Origin of the sequence: Klebsiella sp. YJ, assembly GCF_002108615.1 — a bacterium.
GTDB classification, from domain to species: domain Bacteria; phylum Pseudomonadota; class Gammaproteobacteria; order Enterobacterales; family Enterobacteriaceae; genus Klebsiella; species Klebsiella planticola.
Window position 1 is genome coordinate 225,699 of record NZ_MTEG01000005.1, and the last position, 21,957, is coordinate 247,655.

Genomic DNA, 21,957 nt, shown 5'->3' on the forward strand with positions numbered 1-21,957 from the left:
AGATTAATATCCTCTGTGGGCAGACATCATAAAGAGCCATTACCGGCGGAAAAATAGTTAGCCGGTTCATCATGTGCCGCGATCAGCGCTTCCAGCGGCAGCGGGCGGCTCAGCCAATAGCCCTGCAGGAAGTTTACGCCATGTTTGCGTAACCACTCCGCTTGCTCCGGTGTTTCTACTCCTTCTGCAACGGTCATGAGCTGCAGGCGGCGGCTTAGCGTCAGTACCGCATCCAGCACCGGGGAGGTGACGGTCTCGGTTCCGATGGCCTGCACGAAGCCGCGATCGATTTTCAGATAGTCAAATTTATAACGCTCAAGGTAGATAAGCGCACTATGTCCGGTACCAAAATCGTCAATCGCAATCTCAAACCCCTGCTCATGCAGCCAGTCAAAGATGGCCAACGACCTGTTTTTATCGATCATCGCACGTTCGGTAATTTCGAGAACCACATTGAAGTGGTTGGCTGGCATGGATGCAGCGAACTGCTGCAGGTCATCCTGAAATTCGTCGGCGTGCAGATGGGCCGGTGAGATATTCAGCCCCAGCTTGCTACCAGCGGGCAGAATTTTTTGCAGGGCCGGTGCGTCGCGGGCGATCAGTGCTAATAAATGATGAGTGAGCGGCACAATCACTTGCTGCATTTCCGCCAGGTTAATAAACACATCAGGCGGAATCTCCCCGGCTACCGGATGGCGCCAGCGCATCAGTACTTCAATACCGCTGATGCGCAGGGTATCGGCTTTGACTACCGGCTGATAGACAACATAGAACTGATTATTTTTTATCCCCAGCAGAATGGCTTTACGCGGATCGGATTTCAACGTCAGCACGTAGTAACTCACCAGGCCAGCCAGCAGACCGCACACGACGCCGAGCAGCAGCGAGAATAGCGTATTTTCCGATAGCCAGCTGTTGGCATAGAGATAGACTTTCAGCGGCAGCCCTCTGATTTGTACCTGACGAATCGGCTCTGCGCGCAGATTCTGCGGGTCAATAAGGCGGTTGGTCAGGGTGGAGAGGGCGGTATCGTTGACAACCAGCGCGATGCTGCTGAAATCGTTCTGGCGGGCGGAATAAAGAATATAGGGTGTCAGGTTGGTATTGATTGAGACGAAAATGCCATCGTTATCGTCGTGCGGATTGCGTACCCACATCGCCAGGGCGGCATTATCAGGCATCATCGGTGTCCCCGGCAGGAGCCGCATGTCGACCGCTTTACGGGTATCGAGATGGGGGATGAGCTGCACCAGCGGAGTATTCATGGAGCCAGTGGCGGAGGAGCAAAAGGCGACGCCCTCTTTTACCAGCAAAAACGCGCGCACGTTTGGGCTAAAGGCTGCCCGTGCGGTCAGGTCTGACACAATATTTTCACATTTTTGATTGACCAGCGGCTGCAGGCCGACCATCGTCTTCTCGAGCTGGCTAAAGTATTCAGTCAGGTAGACGTTGACGTTGTCGATGATACTGTCAAAACGTTCAGACCGGCTATGGTAAATCACCATAACCTGAATGCTACCGGCCAGCAGGGCGACGATCACTCCGATGAGTATGCTGGTCAGCCAGATATTACGCCGGGGTGACAGGTAACGGGTAAGCATAGGCTCTATAGTCGGTCCATGTTAATGAGTTGCGCCAATGGGTAGAAAACGTTTTCTCTATCGCCACTTAAAGGGATAGCTTATATTGCGGCATTCACAGGTAAACAGGCAAAAAAAAACACCGCCGCAGCAGTGTTTTTTGTTCTGAGGTCAGCCAAGGGATAACTCACGACAGAAAGGATTACGAGCGGCTCAGAACTCGTCGCGCTTCATTATAGCGCTTCTTCCAGTACGGCTCGTTCATGCTGGAGATGGTCACACCACTGCTGGTGGAAGCATGGACGAACTGATCGTTGCCGATATAGATACCGACGTGGCGACCGGTGGAGCCCGCCCGGAACAGAACTAAATCGCCGGTACGCAGTTGAGAGCGTGAAATGGACTTGCCGGAATCCTGCTGCTCAGAAGTGGAGCGGGGCAGTTCCAGACCAAATTGTTCACGGAAAGTACGCTGCACGAAGGCAGAGCAATCAATGCCTTTCCGGGTGCTGCCGCCGAGGCGGTAACGCACGCCTTTCCAGCTGGCATACTGGTCCATCAAACGGGACTTAACGTCCAGATTGCTGACCATCTTTTCAAATTCATCCTGAGAGGCTTGCAGTGATGATAAATCGCCACTACCCACAGCATGCGTCTCAGAATGCATATTCTTTGCGGTACTACTTGTCGAACTACAGGCAGAGAGCAAAACTGCCACTGCTATCGCGGGCACTACCCGCAACATATATCTCAAAATCGGCTGAGATTTGACCATGCTGTTTGTTTTCCCTTGTTGTCCTTAACGACAATGTCGTTATAAAAAATGCCAAACGTGTTAGAGCCTAAATACCTGCCAGCAATGAGACAATTCCTTAAACCTAAATTTGTGGGATACCGCACAAATTTATTTTTGAGCCGGATTGACGTTACTGGAAAGGCAAAACGAGATTGAGATTACCCTATCAAACGTGGGATGGCGAGCGGTTTCGCGCGATTTCTTATAAGAATTTGTGCATCTAAAAGTGAATCATCGGGAAAGCACAAAATAGCGGCAGTCGTGGGTAAAAAATATGCAATTCCTTCATTTGTAAGATGATTAATGTGACAGGAAGATGACGCGGGCGATAAAAAGATGGACAAATAAAAAAGGGACCGAGAACGATCCCTTATGGATATAGTTAATAATATGTAAGGAAGAGATTAATTTTTACCCACTCCGCCCGGAAGCGAACGGTTAAACCAGGCGATCAATGTGTCGCTTAATGGTGTCATCAGCACCCAGGGGATGCCAATGAGGACGGCGGTCAATGAACCAACGGCAATATCGGTAAACCAGTGGGCGCCGATCATGACCCGCGGAAAAGCGAAAACGACAAAAATAGTCAAAGCAATAGCCAATGCCCGACGGCCAAAATAGCGCCACATGAAGGTGGCGAAAATCAGCAGCATCATGCCGTGATCGCCGGGAAAACTGTCTTTCGACGCATCTTTGGTCGGGAAGGCGACCACATCGCTTACTTTTACAATCTCGCTGAACGTGAGCGAGGGGCTGGCGCGTTTAACCGGCATCAGATGCTGCGCCAGCTGGTTAATGACTACCGCGAACAGCAGCATGACCAGACCGATAATGACGATCCGCCGGCGACCGGCGCTTTGCTCCTTCAACCAGAAGCTCAGCATCAGGCCGCCCATCGCCAGCAAAGAGCAGGCGTCAAAAGCCCGGTTATTGATGATAGCCAGCAGCCAGGCATAGGCCTGACTCTTTCCCACACCCTGGTTAAAGAAGTGGAAAATGGCGGAATCCAGCGGTAACCAGAAACCATGATTAGCGGGCAAATACCACGAAAAAAAGAGGGCAAAGCCCGCGGCGTTAAGCAGCAGGATCAGGGGAGTTCGGTTTTTAATCATAACAGTTGCGAGTTGTGTAAGACGGCGGGAAACATACCCGCCTTAACTTAAACGAAGTTTCAACAAAGAGGCTTGTAACGCATTCCAGTCGGCCTCGGATTCGGTAATCAGTTCAATACGGCTGTCCGGCGGCGCAACGTTTTGGGTTTCGATATGCAGATCAAGTCCCTGACGGTTGATGCGTACCAGACCTTCCGCAATACGCATCACGCCCTTGACGCGGGCAACCGGCGCCAGACGAGCCCACTCAAGCAGGCCAATCGTATCAAAGGTTGTATCGGCATCAAAAATCCAGCCGCAGGCCTGATAACCCTGACCGCTGTTGAGGCTCCGGCGCCAGCGCTGGTGGGCCGGCAGGCTGAGCGCGGCCAGACCTTTTTTCTGCCCGTGGCTGTGCGCATGTTCGGCACTTTCCGGCAGCGGTGTGAGATTCAGGCGCGGTAAATCCAGCAGCTGCGGGTCGATATTGCCGTGGGTGGCGCCAATATGCAGACGCTCGCCCGCGTGCTCCTGCCACCAGGCGTCAAAGGCCCGTTCGCTTTCTGCCGTCATCCGGTCCGTTTTATTGCTGATAATGACATCGGCCGCCGCCAGCTGATCGCGGAAGTTGGCGTTCGCCATCACTTTACTGTCCAGCAGCTGGCGGGGATCGAGCACGCACAGGGTGGCGCGAAGATCGATCCACGGCTCGTAGACGGCGGCGGTCAGAATATCGAGAATTTGTTTGGGATGGCCGAGCCCGGTAGGCTCAATCAGCAGACGATCCGGTTTCCCCTGGCGCAGCAGGGTATTCAACCCAACCTGCATCGGCAGGCCGTTGACGCAGCACATACAGCCGCCGGGAATTTCTTTGAGTAGCGCGCCGCTATCGGCGAGCAAAGCGCCATCGATACCCACTTCGCCAAACTCATTAACCAGCACGGCCCATTTTTCATCTGCAGGCTTGTGGGCCAGCAGATGAAGAATCGAGGTCGTTTTACCGCTGCCGAGAAACCCCGTGATCAAGTTGGTTTTGGTCACATTTTCTCCAGGATACAAATGTAATGTTGTAACAGTTGGGACTATCCTGACGAAAAAAAGGGGAAAAGAGAAGGGCTACGGCGGACAGAAAAGAATTCTGTCCGCTAAAAAGCAGCAATTGTTAAATCCCGGGCACGTTGGCGATGGCCTGGCGGGCACCGACGGCAGAAAGCTGACGCCAGGCGGCGGTGATGTGATCCACAAACAGCGTATTGCGCGGCAGATCGCGACCAAAGATTTCTTCCAGTGAGAGCAGGGCGCTGACGCGTTCCTCGTCGCGGCTGCCGGCAACCAGAGCCTGAATCTTCTCGCTCAGCGGGTCGCGAACATCAATAGCCTGACCGGCATCATCTATACCGCTGACGTAGCGCATCCAGCCTGCCACCCCGAGCGCCAGCAACGGCCAGCGGCTACCGCGCTGCAGGTGAACGCGAATACCGTCAAGCATACGTTGCGGAAGCTTCTGACTACCGTCCATCGCTATCTGCCAGGTGCGATGTTTAAGCGCTGGATTACTAAAGCGTGCGATCAGGCTGTCGGCATAGTGCGTCAGATTGACGCCTTCGATAGCAAGAGTCGGGGCTTGTTCGTCAAGCATCAACCGGCGAGCGGCGCTGCGCAGCACCTCGTCCTGCATGCAGTCACTGATATGCGCATTGCCGGCAAGGTAGCCGAGCCAGGCAAGAAAGGAGTGGCTGCCGTTGAGCATCCGCAGCTTCATCTGTTCCCACGGCTGCACATTATCGGTCATCTGGGCGCCGGCGATTTCCCACGCCGGGCGGCCCGCCACGAAGTTATCCTCAATGACCCATTGAATAAATGGCTCACAGCTGATGGCGCAAGGGTCTTCTACGCCGAGCGTGGCGCTGATTTCAGCCAGCGATTCCTCGGTAGCGGCAGGCACGATACGGTCAACCATGGTGCCGGGAAAACTGACGTGTTCAGCAATCCACTGCGCCAGTTCGGGGGCGCGCTTTTCCGCCATGCCCAGAACCGCATTTTTCACCACGTGACCGTTATCAGGAATATTATCGCAGGAGAGTACCGTAAACGGCGGCAGGCCGCGTTCGCGGCGGCGAGAAAGGGCTTCAACCAGTATCCCCGGCACCGACTGCGGCAGCGCGGGATGTTCCAGATCGTGAATAATGCGCGGCTGCGTCAGGTCCAGCGTGCCGCTGGCGGGATCGATGCAGTAGCCTTTCTCCGTAATGGTGAGTGAGACAATGGCCACCTGCGGTTCGCAGAATTTTTCAATGATCGCGGGCAGAGAGTCCAGCTTTGCATTCAGACATTCATGAACGGCGCCCACGACAATCGGCTGGTTGCCGTGCGCGCCTTTTTCCAGCACGGTGAACAGGTGGTCCTGCTGACGGAGCTGGCTCATCAGTCGGTCGCCGCTGAACAGGCTAATTTCGCAGATCCCCCAGTCTCCGCCGCTGGCGTTCAGCACCCGATCGGTAAGCAGGGCCTGATGAGCGCGATGAAACGCCCCGAAGCCGAAGTGCACAATGCGCGAGCGCAGCTGGCTGCGATCGTACTGAGGAAGCTGAACGCCTTCTGGCAGCGTAGCGGTAGCAATAGTTGTCATTCTTTACACACCTGATTAACCAATGATTAACAATGCCAGTGTAAAGTTATATGACAACAAATTAAATTGGTGAGCCGTATTTATACGCTTAGTGTGAGCTGGATCAATCAATTTAGCGGGATAAATTGATCCCTGTCGAGAAGCCTGTATGGTAGTCATCATTGGTGTTTGCGTTATTGGTATAACAACTTTGAGAGGGCATAGCGATGGAACAAACCTGGCGTTGGTATGGACCGAACGATCCGGTGTCGCTTGATGATGTACGGCAGGCTGGCGCGACGGGTGTGGTCACTGCGCTGCACCATATTCCTAATGGTCAAGTCTGGCCGGTTGACGAAATTAAACAGCGTCAGGCGCTGCTGGCGGAAAAAGGGCTGACGTGGTCGGTCGTGGAAAGTATCCCGGTACACGAAGAGATCAAAACCCAAAGCGGGCAGTGTGCGACCTGGATAGCCAACTACCAGCAGAGCATTCGCAACCTGGCGGCCTGCGGGATTGATACCGTGTGCTATAACTTCATGCCAATTCTCGACTGGACGCGCACTGACCTTGAGTACCAACTGCCGGACGGTTCGAAAGCATTGCGTTTTGACCAAATCGCGTTTGCCGCTTTTGAGTTACATATCCTGAAGCGCCCTGGCGCCGAGGCAGATTACAGTGAAGAGGAGCAGCGCCAGGCGCAGGCTCGTTTTGCGGCGATGAGCGCAGCGGATATTGAAAAGCTGACCCGCAATATTATTGCCGGCCTGCCGGGAGCGGAAGAGGGCTATACCCTCGAACAGTTCCGCGCACGCCTGGCGGAATACGATCATATTGATAAAGCGCAGCTGCGTGAAAATATGGCCGTCTTCCTGCGCGCTATCGTGCCGGTTTGTGAAGAGGTGGGCGTGCGGCTGGCCGTTCACCCGGACGATCCGCCGCGCCCGATCCTTGGCCTGCCGCGTATCGTTTCGACCATCGAAGATATGCAGTGGCTGAAAGAGACCGTGGACAGCATCAACAACGGCTTTACGATGTGCACCGGTTCTTACGGCGTGCGTGCCGATAACGATCTGGTGAAAATGGTCGAAACCTTCGGCGACAGGATCCACTTTACCCATCTGCGTTCGACCTGCCGTGAAGAGAACCCAAAAACGTTCCACGAAGCGGCGCATTTAACCGGTGACGTTAATATGGTGGCGGTGGTGGATGCGATTCTGAGCGAAGAGCTGCGCCGCAAGCATGCGGGCGATCTGCGTCCGATTCCGTTCCGTCCGGACCATGGCCATCAGATGCTGGACGATCTGCGTAAGAAAACCAACCCGGGCTATTCGGCGATTGGTCGCCTGAAGGGGATGGCGGAAGTACGCGGCGTTGAGCTGGCGCTGAAGATGACGAAGTATCCGGAACTGCTGTAATTCTGGCCGCGGAAAAATACAAAGGACAGCCTCTGGCTGTCCTTTTTGGTCTTACTGCCCGGCCGATGCGACGGGGGGTCTGGACAGGGCGTTTCCACCCTTATCCGACATGACGCGATCTTAGTCCGCGCGACCCATATAGCGGCTTTCTTCGATATGGATACGAATTTTCTCGCCGGTGGTCAGGTATTCCGGAACCTGAATCACCAGGCCGGTGCTCAGGGTCGCCGGTTTGGTGCGCGAGCTTGCCGAGGCGCCTTTAATGCCCGGTGCGGTTTCCACGATTTCCAGATCCACGGTCTGCGGCAGCTCCAGCGCCAGCAGCTGGCCATCCCAGGTCAGAACCTGCATGTCAGGCATGCCGCCTTCCGGAATGAACAGCAGCTCTTCTTCAATCTGCTCTTTGGTGAAGGTGTATGGCGTGTAATCTTCTTTATCCATAAACACATACTCGTTGCCGTCAACATAGGAGAAGTCAACGAAACGGCGGGTCAGGGTAACGGTATCAACGATATCGTCGCCTTTAAAGCGCTCTTCCACTTTCAGGCCGGTACGTACATCAGAGAAACGCATTTTGTACAGCGTTGCTGCGCCACGGGCGCTCGGCGACTGAATATCAATATTTTTTACAATCAGCAGCTTGCCGTTGTAATTCAGCACCATACCTTTTTTAATTTCATTCGCTCTTGGCATTGCAGTAATCCTGTCACTTAACGGTTCAAAAAATATCGCGTAAAACTACTCGTGCCGGGGCTTTCAGGCAAGCGGAATTCGCGAGTTTTGCTATCTCCGGACAAAACGTTTAGGCTGGGCCGTGAACCGCAACATCAAGAGAGTCATTTATGGAATGTCGTATCGATTGCGGTGCCTGCTGTATCGCTCCTTCTATCTCAAGCCCAATCCCCGGAATGCCTGACGGCAAGCCTGCGAATGTCAGGTGCGTGCAGCTATCGGAAGATAACTTATGCAATATCTTTGGATCGGCTTTACGTCCTAAAGTATGCGGTAGCCTACAGCCTTCATCTGATATGTGCTGCACCAGTCGTGAAGAGGCAATGGCTTTCCTGATACACCTCGAAAAGCAAACTTCAGCTTAAAAAACTGTTGCCGTAAATAATTCCATTACATTAAGAGAAGCGAAGTGTCTGGTGAACTATGGAACCAGTCTATGAAACAGAACTTAATTAAACTTTTAGCCACGCTTAATTTGATGATTTTATTGCATTTGATCGTTTACTGTACAGTCCCTGATTAGGTACAGTTTCCTTGTGGATTTCTATAACAACACGAGGAAAAGAGACAATGGCTATTCCAGCTTATCTATGGCTTAAAGATGACGGCGGCGCAGACATTATGGGGTCTGTAGACGTTCAAGACCGCGATGGCAGCATTGAGATCACCGGATTCTCACATAACTTGAGTATCCCAACTGATGCAATGACGGGAAAAATCACAGGAACCCGCAAGCATTCAGCCGTACTCATTCAAAAAGAGTTTGATAGCTCCAGCCCGTATCTTTACAAAGCAGTTGCCACTGGTCAGACACTTAAATCAGCGGAATTTAAATGGTATCGCATCAATGATGCTGGTCAGGAAGCGGAATACCTCAACATGCTGCTTGAAGGTGTGAAAATTGTCGGTGTTTCACCAGTGATGCACGATACTAAAGATGCAACCAAAGAGAAGCATAACCACCTTGAGTGCGTAGAGCTTCGCTATGAAAAAATTACCTGGAAGTACTGCGATGGCAACATCATGTTTACTGACGCATGGAATGAGAGAGCTCAGGCGTGAGATACCCAACATTAGCGGCATCACCCCACCCGCCATTTGATGTATCCTCATTCGCCCCGCCCGGCGTAAGTATTGTCAATAATATGATGATGGCTCGTTTTCACCGTGGCCCGTCAGCCCTCACCTATTCCTGGTTTTACCAACAAGTAAGAAGGCATGGTCCGTGGGATTACAAGCAGCGCGGGAAAGGGTTCGAAAGTTTTGGTAACTTTCATTATGGGGCTGTAGGTCACGCTGCGGGGATTTCCGATGAGGTATTACTTCGGGGGGCAGGATGGGCGCAAAGTCAAGCAGGAACGAGCGATCCAGCTTTTGGTGATTGGTATGGCTCAACGCCTTATGGCGATGACCCTGACGACCAGTATTGGATAAGAGCAGGGATTGACTATGCAAAACGCGCTGGTTTTTAGGAAAGGCTACCTACTCTTAATCCTGTTGGCGGTTGTCGTCATTGGGGTATATAAGGTGTTGCATTACTCGCCGCTTGAGCAAGAGATAATCAAGAAGGTGAAAATAAACAATCTGGCTAACCTCTACATCACCGAAGCGAGCACAGGAGCAACTTCTGGTTTTTCCTATCGGTTTTATCTCTATGATGCATCCAAAGATGATAAAGCGTTTATGGCGAGTCTGGAGGACGGTAACGAGCCTTTCATGAACACGACGGACAAAGGCGCATTGACGAAGGCCGAGAACGATGCGCTTTATCTGTCAGTGAAAGGAACCATTTATACCTTTAATAGCCCTGCGACTTATCTTGCGGGAGGCTCAATCTACTCTGTTCCTGTTTACCTCACTTCATCGCCATTCTAATAGCATAGCCAGCTTTGGTGCTGGCTCTTTTCTTTCAATCTATGTCGCATCTTCAGGTCGAAACGACGGCCAAAAGTATGCGGTAGCCTACAGCCTTCACCTGATATGTGCTCAACGGATCGTGACGCTGCTATGACATATCTCATTCATTTAGAGTTGAGTACAGCGCCATAAGTCTTTGTCGTGCGTTTGACCCTGGATATCCAGGCACCTTTTATCCCTGAGCGTTGAGTTATTCATGGTGGTTGCCCAAAAACATCTGATTATCAGCCTGGTACTGAATTAAATAATTAAAAAATTCGTTTCAATAGTGCTGTTTTTTAGCATTAAATATGCTGATAAAATATTACAACTAATACGCTTAAATGCTTTTTATACAGTCTGTGTAATTTAATTTTGAAATGGATGCATAACATTGCAATGATTATGGTTATATAGGGTCGTTCCATAGAAAAACATCAGAAAATCCTGAGGTGCCGTTTGCCGCCAGTCCCTTTCCCTGACTGTGCGGCATTTTTTACCTCAACAGCTTTAAGCGGTTTGTTTCTTTACGGGAGGTTAATATTGTATCTTCTTGCTGTAATCATCCTGATAGTCTTGACCTGTCTCTCTGCATACTGCATGTATTCATGTATTCATGTATCAAGGATAGCTCGTGGGGAACATCCATTCATCCGGACAAGTGAGCGGGAGAGGCTGTGGATGAATGAGCCAGCGGGAAAGAGCAAGACAGAGAGGCCCGGCGGTTTCACCTCTAAATGCTGAAGGGGTGCCAATAACGGATGATAAAGCCCCGATTCGGGTATCGGTTGATTACAAGGAACCATGCCCAAAGCCCCCGGGAGTCAGAACTAAAATTAATATTTAATATGAAATTAAACATCAATACCTGGTGAGCTTAAAGAATCGAAAAACAAGAGCTGGTTATTAGCAATTCAATAACAATTCAATTTGGTTTGGTTGTGCGAATGTTTATTTTGCAGAAGTTATATTGCTCTGTATGTTTATTTTAAATATGGCTGGGTATGCTTCGCTTCATTAAAAAACGCTTCGCAGCGCTTGTCTTACTCGTATGGGGCATCCTCTATCTGTCAGTGATGGTAGAATGCTGGAACTTTATTTCTAACCATTACTGGTTGTTTTTTAGTTGATAACATCATGAGGTAAGCAATTTCACGGCAAGATCATATTCCGGTCTTTGTGGACGAAAACTCTTTGGCAACGGTCATCCTGCATATAAGAACGCCTACAGATCACGGCAATCGCCAGGCGGCCATGACCTGTCTTATTCCGCAGGCTCTGCCTGCGTCTTAAACGTCTTTAATGCGCCACAGGCAAAGCAATGACACCGCGCCCATGCCGAGGGCAATCCAGAAAACAGCGTGATAGCTCCAGATTTCTGCCACCACGCCCGCCAGCGAGCCGGCGATAATCCAGCCGACGCGGGTGGTATTGGTATACAGCGTGGTGGCAGCGCCGGCCTGGCCGGGCATCAGATCCTGGAAATAGAGCATGCCAATACCTGCCAGAATACCGATGAATATCGCGTTCAGCGCCTGCAGAGCCAGCAGTAAAGCGGGCGTATGCACCAGCAGCATCCCCACGTAAAACAGTATTCCTGCCGCCGCAGCGAGGCGCATCAAAAAGCGCTTACCAAAGCGTCGGGCATAATAGCCGGCAATCAGCATCGTCGGGATTTCCAGCCCGGCGGCGGTCCCCATCATCAGCCCGGCCAGCTTCTCTGATAAATGCAGCTCATTAATGATATAGAGCGGCATGTTAATGATGTACAGACTGTTGATGCCCCACATTAATGTACAGACGCTGAACAGCAGCAGCGCATCGCGGCGGTTAGTGCGCGGCGCTTCCAGATGACCTGCCGCCGCCAGCTTCTCTTTGCGCATACTGGGCAGAAAGAACCACACCATCGCCCCGCAGACCACAAAGGCGACCGCGGCGCAGAGATACATCACGGTAAAGCCGAACCCCATTGCCAGCGCGTAGGCCAGCGGCGGGCCGATCACCCACGCCAGCGAGACCTGGGCACGCAGAATGGAACTGAACATCACCGCTTCGCGGCCGGTTTTATCGGCATGCTCGCGCGCCAGGGCGAACATCTGCGGGTTGGCGGTGGAGCCGAAGCTGCTGAGGAAGACCCCGACGAAGAGCAGAATAAAGTAGTTGCGGTTCCAGGCGAACAGCAGGCAGGCCAGAACCCCAAGCAGGCAGCAAAAGACAATCAGCTGCTTGCGATCGCCCTGGCGGTCCGAGCGCCCGGCGAGAAACTGACTGACCAGAATACCGATCACCGCGCTACCGGTAAAAAAGAAGCCGACCATCGCCGGGCGCACATGCACTTCATTGGTTAAAAACAGGCTCAGGGTCGGCGTTTGCAACGCGCCGGCAATGCCCGTCAGGAAGGCAACGATCAGGAAAGCAGAAGAGGTTAAATCGAACCCGCGTCGGGGGAGGGCGGCGCTACTGTTTTGCATGGGTGGCTATCTGTAATTGTCTGAGCAGCGGAGTTTACGCCGTCACTCAGAAAATGAACAGTAGTATGGTATGGAAAATTAAAAAGCAGTTTCAAATTAGTGGTTTCAGCAAAAAGCTGAAGCCGGGCTGAATGCGAACGTCGGACTTCAGCAAAAATGTGCTGCACCTCTAATTTCCGTTATCAGGTTGATAACAGATCTTGCGCAGTGGATAAGAAAGGTACAGACTCATTGAAACGTTTCAGCGTCATCGGGAGTTTCTCCATCAGGAAGATGACGCCTTTTTTCGCAAAATAGCTGAAACGATTCAATACAGCAGGAGAGGAGAACCATGTTCCAGTTATCTGTGCAGGATATTCATCCCGGCCAGCAGGCCGGTAATAAAGAAGAGGCGATTCGTCAGGTTGCCGCCGCGCTGGTTAGCGCGGGCAACGTGGCGGAAGGCTACGTTAACGGGATGCTGGCTCGCGAGCAGCAAACCTCCACATTCCTTGGCAACGGCATTGCCATCCCGCACGGGACTACCGACACGCGTGACCAGGTGCTGAAAACCGGCGTTCAGGTCTATCAGTTTCCGCAGGGCGTGACCTGGGGAGAAGGGCAGACCGCGTACGTGGCCATCGGCATCGCCGCCAGCTCGGATGAACATCTGGGGCTTCTGCGTCAGCTGACCCACGTCCTGAGCGATGATTCAGTCGCTGAACAACTTAAATCAGCAACCACGGCGGAAGAGCTGCGGGCCCTGTTGATGGGTGAAAAGCAGAGCGAAGCGCTGAAACTGGATAATGACACGCTGAGCCTGGATATCGCTGCCAGCGACCTGATGACCTTACAGGCGCTGAACGCTGCACGTCTGAAAGAGGCTGGCGCCGTTGACGCCTCCTTCGTCAGCCGCACCATCAATGATAAGCCGCTGAACCTTGGGCAGGGCATCTGGCTGAACGACAGCGCGGAAGGCAACCTGCGCAGCGCGATTGCGGTCAGCCGTGCCGCCAGTACATTTACCGCCGATGAGCAGCCGGTCTCGCTGCTGATTACCGTCGCGATGGCAGATGAACAGCCTACCGCGGTACTGAATCGCCTGAGCAATCTGCTCATTGATAAAAAAGCTGACCGTCTGCTGAAGTCTGATGGCGCGACGTTGCTGGCGCTGCTGACCAGCGACGAGGCTATCGCCGACGACGTGCTGAGCGCCGAGTATGTGGTGCGCAATGAGCACGGGCTGCATGCCCGTCCGGGCACGATGCTGGTGAACACCATTAAACAATTTTCCAGCGACATTACCGTCACCAACCTGGACGGATCCGGCAAGCCGGCAAATGGCCGCAGCCTGATGAAAGTCGTGGCGCTGGGCGTGAAGAAAGGTCACCGTCTGCGCTTTACCGCGCAGGGTGAAGATGCGCAACAAGCGCTGGATGCGATTGGCGAAGCGATCGCCGCAGGCCTTGGGGAGGGCGCATAAATGAGCAGACGTGTAGCAACGATTACATTAAACCCGGCGTATGACCTGGTGGGTTTCACACCGGAAATTGAACGCGGGGAGGTCAACCTTGTGCGGACCACCGGTCTGCATGCCGCCGGGAAAGGTATCAACGTGGCGAAGGTGCTGAAAGATCTCGGCATTGACGTCACCGTTGGCGGTTTCCTGGGGAAAGATAACCAGGATGGTTTTCAGCAGCTGTTCAGCGAGCTGGGGATTGCCAACCGCTTCCAGGTGGTGCAGGGGCGGACGCGCATCAACGTCAAGCTGACGGAAAAAGATGGTGAAGTGACCGATTTTAACTTCTCCGGTTTTGAAGTGACCCCCGCCGACTGGGAACGCTTTGTGAATGACTCCCTGAGCTGGCTGGGCCAGTTCGACATGGTGTGCGTCAGCGGCAGCCTGCCGTCCGGCGTTAGCCCGGAAGCCTTCACTGACTGGATGGTTCGCCTGCGTAGCCAGTGTCCGTGCATTATCTTTGACAGCAGCCGTGAAGCGCTGGTCGCCGGTCTGAAAGCCGCTCCGTGGCTGGTGAAGCCAAACCGGCGCGAGCTGGAGATTTGGGCGGGCCGCAAACTGCCGGAAATGAAAGACGTGATTGATGCGGCGCATGCGCTGCGCGAGCAGGGAATTGCCCACGTGGTTATCTCGCTGGGCGAAGAAGGTGCGCTGTGGGTTAACGCCTCGGGCGAATGGATTGCGAAACCGCCTTCAGTAGAAGTGGTCAGCACCGTCGGTGCCGGGGATTCGATGGTTGGCGGCCTGATCTACGGCCTGCTGATGCGTGAATCCAGCGAGCATACGCTGCGTCTGGCCACTGCCGTCGCCGCGCTGGCGGTTAGCCAGAGCAATGTAGGTATTACCGATCGTACCCAGTTGGCCGCCATGATGGCGCGTGTCGACTTAAAACCCTTTAATTGACAGCAGGAGAGGCATAATGAAAACGCTGCTGATTATTGATGCCGGACTTGGACAGGCGCGCGCCTATATGGCGAAAACCCTGCTGGGTACCGCAGCGCATAAAGCGCATCTTGAACTGACAGATAATCCGAACGACGCTGAACTGGCGATCGTTCTTGGCGCCGCTCTGCCGGCGGATAGCGCGCTGAGCGGTAAACAGGTGTTCCTCGGCGATATTAATCGCGCCGTTGCGCATCCGGAGCTGTTCCTGAGCGAAGCGAAAAGCCATGCCGCGCCGTACGCTGCTCCGGCAGCTGCGGCACTGCCGGCCGCGACCGGTGGTGCAAAACGCATCGTGGCGATCACCGCTTGTCCTACCGGCGTTGCTCATACCTTTATGGCGGCAGAAGCCATTGAAACCGAAGCCAAAAAACGCGGCTGGTGGGTGAAGGTGGAAACTCGCGGCTCGGTCGGAGCAGGTAACGCCATCACGCCGGAAGAGGTCGCGCAGGCGGATTTGGTGATTGTGGCTGCCGATATTGAAGTCGACCTGGCAAAATTTGCCGGTAAACCGATGTATCGCACTACCACCGGTCTGGCGCTGAAGAAAACCGCTCAGGAGCTGGATAAAGCCGTGGTTGAAGCGAAACCGTACCAGCCATCCGGTCAGAGCGGCCAGCAGGCTGATGCGGCGAAGAAAGAGGGCGGCGGTGCCTATCGTCACCTGTTGACCGGCGTCTCTTATATGCTGCCGATGGTCGTTGCCGGCGGTCTGTGTATCGCGCTCTCCTTTGCCTTTGGTATCAAAGCCTTTGAAGTGAAAGATACCCTGGCCGCGGCGCTGATGCAGATTGGCGGTGGTTCAGCCTTTGCGTTGATGGTTCCGGTACTGGCAGGCTTTATCGCCTTCTCCATTGCCGACCGTCCGGGCCTGACGCCGGGTCTTATCGGCGGGATGCTGGCCGTCAGCGGCGGTTCCGGTTTTATCGGCGGGATTATCGCCGGTTTCCTTGCCGGTTACGTTGCTAAACTGATCAGCACCAAATTGAAGCTGCCGCCGAGCATGGAAGCGCTGAAACCGATTCTGATCATTCCGCTGGTCTCCAGCCTGATCGTCGGCCTGGCCATGATCTATCTGATTGGTAAACCTGTTGCCGGTATTCTGGCAGGGCTGACCCACTGGCTGCAAACGATGGGAACGGCGAACGCCGTACTGTTGGGCGCAATTCTCGGCGCGATGATGTGTACCGACATGGGGGGCCCGGTGAACAAAGCAGCCTATGCCTTCGGCGTCGGTCTGCTGAGTACCCAAACCTACGCACCGATGGCGGCGATTATGGCGGCCGGTATGGTGCCACCGCTGGCAATGGGTATCGCCACGCTGGTTGCCCGCCATAAGTTTGATAAAGGCCAACGGGAAGGGGGGAAAGCGGCGCTGGTTCTGGGTCTGTGCTTTATCTCTGAAGGGGCGATTCCGTTTGCTGCCCGTGACCCGATGCGCGTCCTGCCATGCTGTATCGTAGGTGGCGCGGTGACCGGTGCTATCTCTATGGCTATCGGAGCGAAACTGATGGCGCCGCACGGCGGTCTGTTTGTGCTGCTGATTCCTGGCGCGATTACACCGGTGGTGGGTTATCTGCTGGCGATTGTTGCCGGTACCCTGGTGGCCGGTCTCTCCTACGCGGTGCTGAAACGTCCGGAAGGACAGATCGCAGAAAAAACGGCCTGAATTATCCTCCGCAATAGAGCGTCTTAACGCAACAAAAGGGCCGAATATTCGGCCCTTTTCTATTCTACGTATCTACATAGCGGTACGTTTCACCCGGCCGGCGTCAGGCCGAGGCCTCTTCCGTTTGCTGCGCCCGCAGCCAGGCAATCTCTTCGGCCCAGATATCCGGGTTAATGGTTTCCAGAATCAGCGGGATACCATCGAAGCGGCTGTCCTGCATGATCCAGCGGAAAGCGTCGTGGCCGATATTGCCTTCGCCCAGGCTGTGGTGGCGGTCAACGCGGCTGCCGAAGGCGCTTTTGGCATCGTTGAGGTGCATGCCGCGCAGATAGCGGAAACCGACAATGCGTTCGAAGTCGGCGAAGGTTTTCTCACACGCTTCTGCGCTACGCAGGTCATAACCGGCGGCAAAGGCGTGGCAGGTATCAATACAGACGCCGACGCGGGATTTGTCCTCCACGCCGTCAATAATGGCGGCCAGGTGTTCAAACTGAAAGCCGAGGTTGCTGCCCTGGCCGGCGGTATTTTCAATGACTGCGGTCACGCCTTCGGTTTTAGCCAGCGCAATATTAATGGACTCGGCAATACGCGCCAGGCACTCGTCTTCCGGTATCTGCTGCAGGTGGCTGCCGGGATGGAAATTGAGCAGCGTCAGTCCGAGCTGCTGGCAGCGGCTCAGTTCATCAATAAAGGCATCGCGCGATTTTTCCAGCGCCTCCTCAACCGGGTGGCCGAGGTTAATCAGGTAGCTGTCGTGCGGCAGGATTTGTCCAGGACCAAAGCGGTATTTTTCGCAGGCGGCTTTGAATTCAGCAATCGTTTCGTCGCTGAGTGGGGCAGCTCGCCATTGCCGCTGGTTCTTGGTAAACAGCGCGAAGGCGGTGGCGTCGATTTCCGCGGCGCGAATGGCTGCATTGGCCAGTCCGCCGGAGGCGCTGACGTGCGCTCCAATGTATTTCATAAAAAAGCTCCAGTTAAGCCGCTGGGTGGAGAGTAATGATAGCGGCTTAACTGCAGAGTTACATCAACGAATGCGGGCGTTCACACGAGCGGGTTAGGCCATCAGGCTGTGAATCACCAGGTTGATGGCGCCGCCGCCGACGATCAGCCAGACGAACAGGACCAGGGCCATCAGCAGCGGTTTAGCACCGGCTTTTTTCAGCGCGCTGACGTGAGTGGTCAGCCCCAGCGCGGCCATCGCCATCGCCAGCAGGACGGTATCGAGCGTCACCAGCATGTCGACGACCGGTTTTGGCAGCAGGTGGAAAGAGTTAAACACCGCCACCAGAATGAACAGGATGGCAAACCACGGAATGGTGATTTTGCTTTTTTCTCCCTGGCCTTCTGGCGCCAGCTGTTTGACGCGAGCGGCCATAAACAGCAGGAACGGAGCCAGCATCATCACGCGCAGCATTTTCGCAATCACCGCGGCGTTTTCTGCATCCGGGCTGATAGCATGTCCTGCGGCCACCACCTGCGCCACCTCATGCATCGTGGAGCCCATATAGATGCCATAGGCTTCCGGGGTGAACCAGTGCGCCAGCATCGGGTACATCGCCGGATAGAGGAAGATAGCCAGGGTACCAAAAATCACCACCGTGGCCACCGCGACGGTCACTTTACTGGCTTCCGCCTTGACGACCGGTTCGGTAGCCAGAATCGCGGCGGCGCCGCAGATGCTGCTACCGGCGCCAATCAGCCAGCTGGTATGTTTGTCGAGGCCGAAGACCTTCTGCCCGAGGTAACAGGCGATAAAAAAGGTGCTGGTCAGCGTCAGCACGTCAATAGCGATACCGCTGACGCCGACATCGGCGATTTGGGCGAACGTCAGGCGAAACCCGTATAAAATAATGCCGAGTCGTAACAGATGCTGTTTGGCAAAGATCACGCCGCCATCACAGGATTGCCAGAGCTTAGGGTAAAGCGTGTTACCGATGACCATACCGAATAAGATGGCCAGCGTCAGTGCGCTGAAGCCGGCGCCGGCGATAGCGGAAAAGCTACCAGCCCAAAGCGCAGCGCCGGTCAGAACGGCGGTCAGCGCAAGTCCCGGGATAAAATGCCATAGGGTGCGATGTTTAGTCGGTAAAGTGAGTGCTGTCATAACCTTCTCCTTTGTCTGTGTAAAGATTACGACGTGCTGGTTTAAATATAAAATTGATTATATATTTATAACCAATCGAAATAAGTGGTATACCCGGCATACTTCAAGCTGCATGCAGCCTTGGCTGCGCGCACTTGCCCCAGTAAGCGCCAGGGACTCGCTCTCTGGCCGCATGACGCTGTTTGGGGCCAGCGCAAGCGCTGGGCAAAACGGTTAACCGTTTTGTCCTGCAACTCGAATTATTCAGGGGATATGCGAAAATTTTCGCGTTTTGGGTGGCATTCCCACGATCGGCGGGTTGTCGGAGAATCACGCTGCATACAAATGAAGGCAGGATGAGTTATGCATATCACGCTACGGCAGCTGGAAGTGTTTGCTGAGGTGCTTAAGAGCGGGTCCACGACCCAGGCGTCACAGATGCTGGCGCTTTCACAATCAGCGGTCAGCGCGGCGCTGACCGATCTGGAAGGGCAGCTGGGCGTGCAGCTGTTTGACCGCGTCGGCAAGCGGCTGGTAGTGAACGAACATGGCCGGCTTCTCTACCCGCGGGCGCTGGCATTACTGGAGCGCGCGCTGGAGATTGAACAGCTGTTTCGCGGCGATAATGGCGCGATCCGGGTGTATGCCAGCAGCACTATCGGCAACTATATCCTGCCGGAAATTATCGCCCACTATCGCCGTGATTTTCCCGACCTGCCGCTGGAGCTGAGCGTGGGCAATAGCCAGGACGTGATTAATGCGGTAGCCGATCTGCGGGTGGATATCGGGCTTATCGAAGGGCCGTGTCATGCGGCAGACATTATCGCCGAACCATGGCTGGAAGATGAACTCGTGGTGTTCGCTGCGCCGGATTCGCCGCTGCTCGAAGGGGAGGTGACGCTGCAACGGCTGGCGGAAGCGCCATGGATCCTGCGTGAACATGGCTCCGGCACCCGCGAAATCGTTGACTACCTGCTGCTGTCGCACCTGCCGGCGTTTCATCTGGGCATGGAGCTCGGCAATTCGGAAGCCATCAAACACGCCGTGCGTCACGGTCTGGGCATCAGCTGTCTCTCCCGGCGGGTTATCGCCGAACAGCTGGAGGTGGGATCGCTGGTTGAACTGCCGGTCCCGCTGCCTAATCTGACCCGCACCCTGTGGCGGATTCACCATCGGCAAAAGCATATTTCCAAGGCATTACAACGTTTTCTGCACTACTGTCAGGTGTAAATTATCGGCGGTTAGCAAGGGTATTATCGTGAGAGATCAGCATATTATGACTGGCATTTCCGGGGATTAGTGCTTTACTAATAATCCATTGTCGATCATGAAGCTCTCTTATAACTTCGCATTTGTACCGGATAGAACCCGGATCGTCTGCTACAATCGCGCCTCGTTTTTTGGATGGATAGCATTTTCACATGGTTTCGGATACTAAAACCACAGAAGCGCCCGGCCTACGCCGTGAACTGAAGGCGCGCCACTTGACCATGATCGCTATTGGCGGTTCCATCGGTACAGGTCTTTTCGTTGCATCTGGTGCAACTATTTCTCAGGCAGGCCCCGGCGGCGCACTGCTTTCCTATATTCTGATCGGTCTGATGGTCTATTTCCTGATGACCAGCCTGGGCGAACTGGCGGCGTATATGCCGGTATCTGGTTCCTTTGCGACCTATGGTCAGAATTATGTCGAAGAGGGCTTTGGCTTCGCGCTGGGCTGGAACTACTGGTATAACTGGGCGGTGACCATCGCCGTTGACCTCGTGGCGTCTCAGCTGGTAATGAGCTACTGGTTCCCGGATACGCCGGGTTGGATCTGGAGCGCCCTGTTCCTCGGTATTATGTTCCTGCTGAACTGGATCTCGGTTAAAGGCTTTGGCGAAGCGGAATACTGGTTCTCGCTGATCAAAGTGGCCACCGTTATCATCTTTATTGTTGTCGGCGTGATGATGATCGTCGGTATCTTTAAAGGCGCGCAGCCTGCGGGCTGGAGCAACTGGGCCATCGATGACGCGCCGTTTGCCGGTGGTTTCTCCGCGATGATAGGCGTCGCAATGATCGTCGGTTTCTCATTCCAGGGCACCGAGCTTATTGGGATTGCCGCGGGCGAATCCGAAAATCCGGAAAAGAATATTCCGCGCGCGGTACGGCAGGTGTTCTGGCGTATCCTGCTGTTCTATGTGTTCGCGATTTTGATTATCAGTCTGATCATTCCGTATACCGACCCCAGCCTGCTGCGTAATGACGTCAAAGACATTTCCGTCAGCCCGTTCACCCTGGTGTTCCAGCATGCGGGTCTGCTGTCTGCGGCGGCAATCATGAACGCGGTTATCCTGACGGCGGTGCTGTCGGCGGGTAACTCGGGAATGTATGCGTCAACGCGTATGCTCTATACCCTGGCCTGCGATGGCAAAGCCCCGCGCATCTTCTCGAAGCTGTCCCGTGGCGGCGTGCCGCGTAATGCGCTGTATGCCACGACGGTGATTGCCGCGCTGTGCTTCCTGAGCTCAATGTTTGGTAACCAGACCGTTTACCTGTGGTTACTGAACACCTCCGGGATGACCGGTTTCATCGCCTGGCTGGGGATCGCCATCAGCCACTATCGTTTCCGTCGCGGCTACGTGCTGCAGGGCAACGATCTGAACAATCTGCCGTACCGTTCAGGGTTCTTCCCGCTGGGGCCAATTTTTGCCTTCGTGCTGTGCCTGATTATCACGCTCGGCCAGAACTATGAAGCGTTCCTGAAAGACACCATCGACTGGGGTGGCGTGGCCGCAACCTATATCGGTATCCCGCTGTTCCTGGTGATCTGGTTTGGTTATAAGCTGGCAAAAGGTACCCGTTTCGTCCGCTATAGCGAAATGAAGTTCCCGCAGCGATTTAAAGGCTGACGCTTGTTTTAATCGTTCCCGTAAAACCCTCTTTTAAAGAGGGTTTTTTTATATCTGTATCTCTTACAAATTGATACAGTTCTTCATAATTTTATTGATAATCAAAATCATTATCTTTATCATCCTCATCAAAATCAGGATGAAGCCAATCTCCCTGTCTTGCCGGTCGTGAACAACCAGCAAGGGGCGACCAGCCACGTCAACTGTAAAAAAAGACCGCGCGTACCGCCAATGAGCGGTGCGCCGACAGTACGTGTTAATTGCACCTTTTGTTTGATTCGT

The 21,957-nt window shown here is 54.0% G+C and carries 19 protein-coding genes; 10 read left to right on the forward strand and 9 right to left on the reverse strand.

What is annotated here, in order from left to right:
- Window positions 1-26: 26 nt before the first annotated feature.
- The 5 genes from BV390_RS06940 to BV390_RS06960 all read right to left on the reverse strand — a co-directional run bounded on the left by BV390_RS06940 (window position 27) and on the right by BV390_RS06960 (window position 6,096).
- Window positions 27-1,601 carry a cyclic di-GMP phosphodiesterase gene (locus tag BV390_RS06940; protein WP_085396747.1) on the reverse strand — a complete coding sequence of 525 codons (1,575 nt, stop codon included), beginning with the start codon at window positions 1,599-1,601 and terminating at the stop codon, window positions 27-29.
- A 181-nt stretch (window positions 1,602-1,782) separates the two neighbouring features.
- Entirely contained in the window at window positions 1,783-2,355 is a 573-nt protein-coding gene (mepS, locus tag BV390_RS06945; RefSeq protein WP_032686691.1) for a bifunctional murein DD-endopeptidase/murein LD-carboxypeptidase, read from the reverse strand.
- 425 nt (window positions 2,356-2,780) lie between these two features.
- Window positions 2,781-3,488 (reverse strand): phosphatase PAP2 family protein, encoded by a 708-nt coding sequence (locus tag BV390_RS06950; RefSeq protein WP_085396748.1) that lies wholly within the window; start codon window positions 3,486-3,488, stop codon window positions 2,781-2,783.
- A gap of 42 nt (window positions 3,489-3,530) precedes the next feature.
- Complete coding sequence (locus BV390_RS06955) at window positions 3,531-4,508, reverse strand: CobW family GTP-binding protein (RefSeq protein WP_047663322.1); 978 nt, start codon at window positions 4,506-4,508, stop codon at window positions 3,531-3,533.
- Between the two features lie 121 nt (window positions 4,509-4,629).
- Window positions 4,630-6,096 (reverse strand): mannitol dehydrogenase family protein, encoded by a 1,467-nt coding sequence (locus BV390_RS06960; protein ID WP_085396749.1) that lies wholly within the window; start codon window positions 6,094-6,096, stop codon window positions 4,630-4,632.
- Between the two features lie 206 nt (window positions 6,097-6,302).
- Here BV390_RS06960 and uxuA point away from each other — a divergent pair, with 206 nt between their 5' ends.
- Complete coding sequence (gene uxuA, locus BV390_RS06965) at window positions 6,303-7,493, forward strand: mannonate dehydratase (RefSeq protein ID WP_032686695.1); 1,191 nt, start codon at window positions 6,303-6,305, stop codon at window positions 7,491-7,493.
- A gap of 120 nt (window positions 7,494-7,613) precedes the next feature.
- Here the strand turns inward: uxuA and yeiP are convergent, their stop codons facing one another.
- Entirely contained in the window at window positions 7,614-8,186 is a 573-nt protein-coding gene (yeiP, locus tag BV390_RS06970) for an elongation factor P-like protein YeiP (RefSeq protein ID WP_004864815.1), read from the reverse strand.
- Between the two features lie 149 nt (window positions 8,187-8,335).
- On the opposite strand from yeiP, the gene BV390_RS06975 reads away from it, so the two are divergent.
- The 4 genes from BV390_RS06975 to BV390_RS06990 all read left to right on the forward strand — a co-directional run bounded on the left by BV390_RS06975 (window position 8,336) and on the right by BV390_RS06990 (window position 10,100).
- Window positions 8,336-8,590, forward strand: coding sequence for a YkgJ family cysteine cluster protein (locus BV390_RS06975; RefSeq protein WP_049265534.1), 255 nt, complete (start codon window positions 8,336-8,338; stop codon window positions 8,588-8,590).
- 205 nt (window positions 8,591-8,795) lie between these two features.
- Window positions 8,796-9,287: an Hcp family type VI secretion system effector gene (locus tag BV390_RS06980; protein WP_085396750.1), complete on the forward strand. Its 492-nt coding sequence runs from the start codon at window positions 8,796-8,798 to the stop codon at window positions 9,285-9,287.
- A gap of 83 nt (window positions 9,288-9,370) precedes the next feature.
- Complete coding sequence (locus BV390_RS06985) at window positions 9,371-9,697, forward strand: polymorphic toxin type 44 domain-containing protein (protein WP_072009504.1); 327 nt, start codon at window positions 9,371-9,373, stop codon at window positions 9,695-9,697.
- A complete protein-coding gene (locus tag BV390_RS06990; protein ID WP_085396751.1) occupies window positions 9,675-10,100 on the forward strand; it encodes a hypothetical protein in 426 nt (141 codons plus the stop codon). Before BV390_RS06985 ends, BV390_RS06990 begins: the two co-directional genes overlap by 23 nt.
- Before the next feature lie 1,310 nt (window positions 10,101-11,410).
- Here the strand turns inward: BV390_RS06990 and setB are convergent.
- The gene (gene setB, locus BV390_RS06995; protein ID WP_032686698.1) at window positions 11,411-12,592 is read right to left on the reverse strand and encodes a sugar efflux transporter SetB; all 1,182 of its coding nucleotides are present in this window, start codon (window positions 12,590-12,592) and stop codon (window positions 11,411-11,413) included.
- A 331-nt stretch (window positions 12,593-12,923) separates the two neighbouring features.
- On the opposite strand from setB, the gene fruB reads away from it, so the two are divergent.
- The 3 genes from fruB to fruA are packed head-to-tail and all read left to right on the forward strand — an operon-like array spanning window position 12,924 to window position 16,701.
- On the forward strand, window positions 12,924-14,054 hold the full coding sequence (gene fruB / locus BV390_RS07000; RefSeq protein ID WP_015583837.1) for a fused PTS fructose transporter subunit IIA/HPr protein: 1,131 nt from the start codon (window positions 12,924-12,926) through the stop codon (window positions 14,052-14,054).
- Window positions 14,055-14,993, forward strand: a complete 939-nt coding sequence (fruK, locus tag BV390_RS07005) for a 1-phosphofructokinase (protein WP_004864796.1) — start codon at window positions 14,055-14,057, stop codon at window positions 14,991-14,993.
- A 16-nt stretch (window positions 14,994-15,009) separates the two neighbouring features.
- The gene (fruA, locus tag BV390_RS07010) at window positions 15,010-16,701 is read left to right on the forward strand and encodes a PTS fructose transporter subunit IIBC (protein WP_085396752.1); all 1,692 of its coding nucleotides are present in this window, start codon (window positions 15,010-15,012) and stop codon (window positions 16,699-16,701) included.
- Window positions 16,702-16,804: 103 nt separating this feature from the next.
- Here the strand turns inward: fruA and nfo are convergent, their stop codons facing one another.
- Window positions 16,805-17,662 (reverse strand): deoxyribonuclease IV, encoded by an 858-nt coding sequence (gene nfo, locus BV390_RS07015; RefSeq protein WP_004864792.1) that lies wholly within the window; start codon window positions 17,660-17,662, stop codon window positions 16,805-16,807.
- A gap of 93 nt (window positions 17,663-17,755) precedes the next feature.
- Window positions 17,756-18,805 carry a YeiH family protein gene (locus BV390_RS07020; RefSeq protein ID WP_032695440.1) on the reverse strand — a complete coding sequence of 350 codons (1,050 nt, stop codon included), beginning with the start codon at window positions 18,803-18,805 and terminating at the stop codon, window positions 17,756-17,758.
- A 342-nt stretch (window positions 18,806-19,147) separates the two neighbouring features.
- Here BV390_RS07020 and yieE point away from each other — a divergent pair, with 342 nt between their 5' ends.
- Both yieE and BV390_RS07035 read left to right on the forward strand, forming a co-directional pair.
- A complete protein-coding gene (gene yieE / locus BV390_RS07030; protein WP_032686701.1) occupies window positions 19,148-20,014 on the forward strand; it encodes a DNA-binding transcriptional regulator YeiE in 867 nt (288 codons plus the stop codon).
- A gap of 191 nt (window positions 20,015-20,205) precedes the next feature.
- Window positions 20,206-21,675: an amino acid permease gene (locus tag BV390_RS07035; RefSeq protein WP_032686702.1), complete on the forward strand. Its 1,470-nt coding sequence runs from the start codon at window positions 20,206-20,208 to the stop codon at window positions 21,673-21,675.
- The last annotated feature ends 282 nt before the right edge of the window (window positions 21,676-21,957 follow it).

Coding starts and splice junctions, on each gene's coding strand:
- yeiP (WP_004864815.1), bottom strand. CDS start 8,186: ATGCCAAGAGCGAATGAAATTAAAAAAGGTATGGTGCTGAATTACAAC.
- mepS (WP_032686691.1), bottom strand. CDS start 2,355: ATGGTCAAATCTCAGCCGATTTTGAGATATATGTTGCGGGTAGTGCCC.
- BV390_RS07035 (WP_032686702.1), top strand. CDS start 20,206: ATGGTTTCGGATACTAAAACCACAGAAGCGCCCGGCCTACGCCGTGAA.
- BV390_RS06980 (WP_085396750.1), top strand. CDS start 8,796: ATGGCTATTCCAGCTTATCTATGGCTTAAAGATGACGGCGGCGCAGAC.
- yieE (WP_032686701.1), top strand. CDS start 19,148: ATGCATATCACGCTACGGCAGCTGGAAGTGTTTGCTGAGGTGCTTAAG.
- BV390_RS07020 (WP_032695440.1), bottom strand. CDS start 18,805: ATGACAGCACTCACTTTACCGACTAAACATCGCACCCTATGGCATTTT.
- BV390_RS06950 (WP_085396748.1), bottom strand. CDS start 3,488: ATGATTAAAAACCGAACTCCCCTGATCCTGCTGCTTAACGCCGCGGGC.
- fruA (WP_085396752.1), top strand. CDS start 15,010: ATGAAAACGCTGCTGATTATTGATGCCGGACTTGGACAGGCGCGCGCC.
- BV390_RS06990 (WP_085396751.1), top strand. CDS start 9,675: ATGCAAAACGCGCTGGTTTTTAGGAAAGGCTACCTACTCTTAATCCTG.
- BV390_RS06940 (WP_085396747.1), bottom strand. CDS start 1,601: ATGCTTACCCGTTACCTGTCACCCCGGCGTAATATCTGGCTGACCAGC.
- BV390_RS06985 (WP_072009504.1), top strand. CDS start 9,371: ATGATGATGGCTCGTTTTCACCGTGGCCCGTCAGCCCTCACCTATTCC.
- uxuA (WP_032686695.1), top strand. CDS start 6,303: ATGGAACAAACCTGGCGTTGGTATGGACCGAACGATCCGGTGTCGCTT.
- BV390_RS06975 (WP_049265534.1), top strand. CDS start 8,336: ATGGAATGTCGTATCGATTGCGGTGCCTGCTGTATCGCTCCTTCTATC.
- BV390_RS06960 (WP_085396749.1), bottom strand. CDS start 6,096: ATGACAACTATTGCTACCGCTACGCTGCCAGAAGGCGTTCAGCTTCCT.
- setB (WP_032686698.1), bottom strand. CDS start 12,592: ATGCAAAACAGTAGCGCCGCCCTCCCCCGACGCGGGTTCGATTTAACC.
- nfo (WP_004864792.1), bottom strand. CDS start 17,662: ATGAAATACATTGGAGCGCACGTCAGCGCCTCCGGCGGACTGGCCAAT.
- fruB (WP_015583837.1), top strand. CDS start 12,924: ATGTTCCAGTTATCTGTGCAGGATATTCATCCCGGCCAGCAGGCCGGT.
- fruK (WP_004864796.1), top strand. CDS start 14,055: ATGAGCAGACGTGTAGCAACGATTACATTAAACCCGGCGTATGACCTG.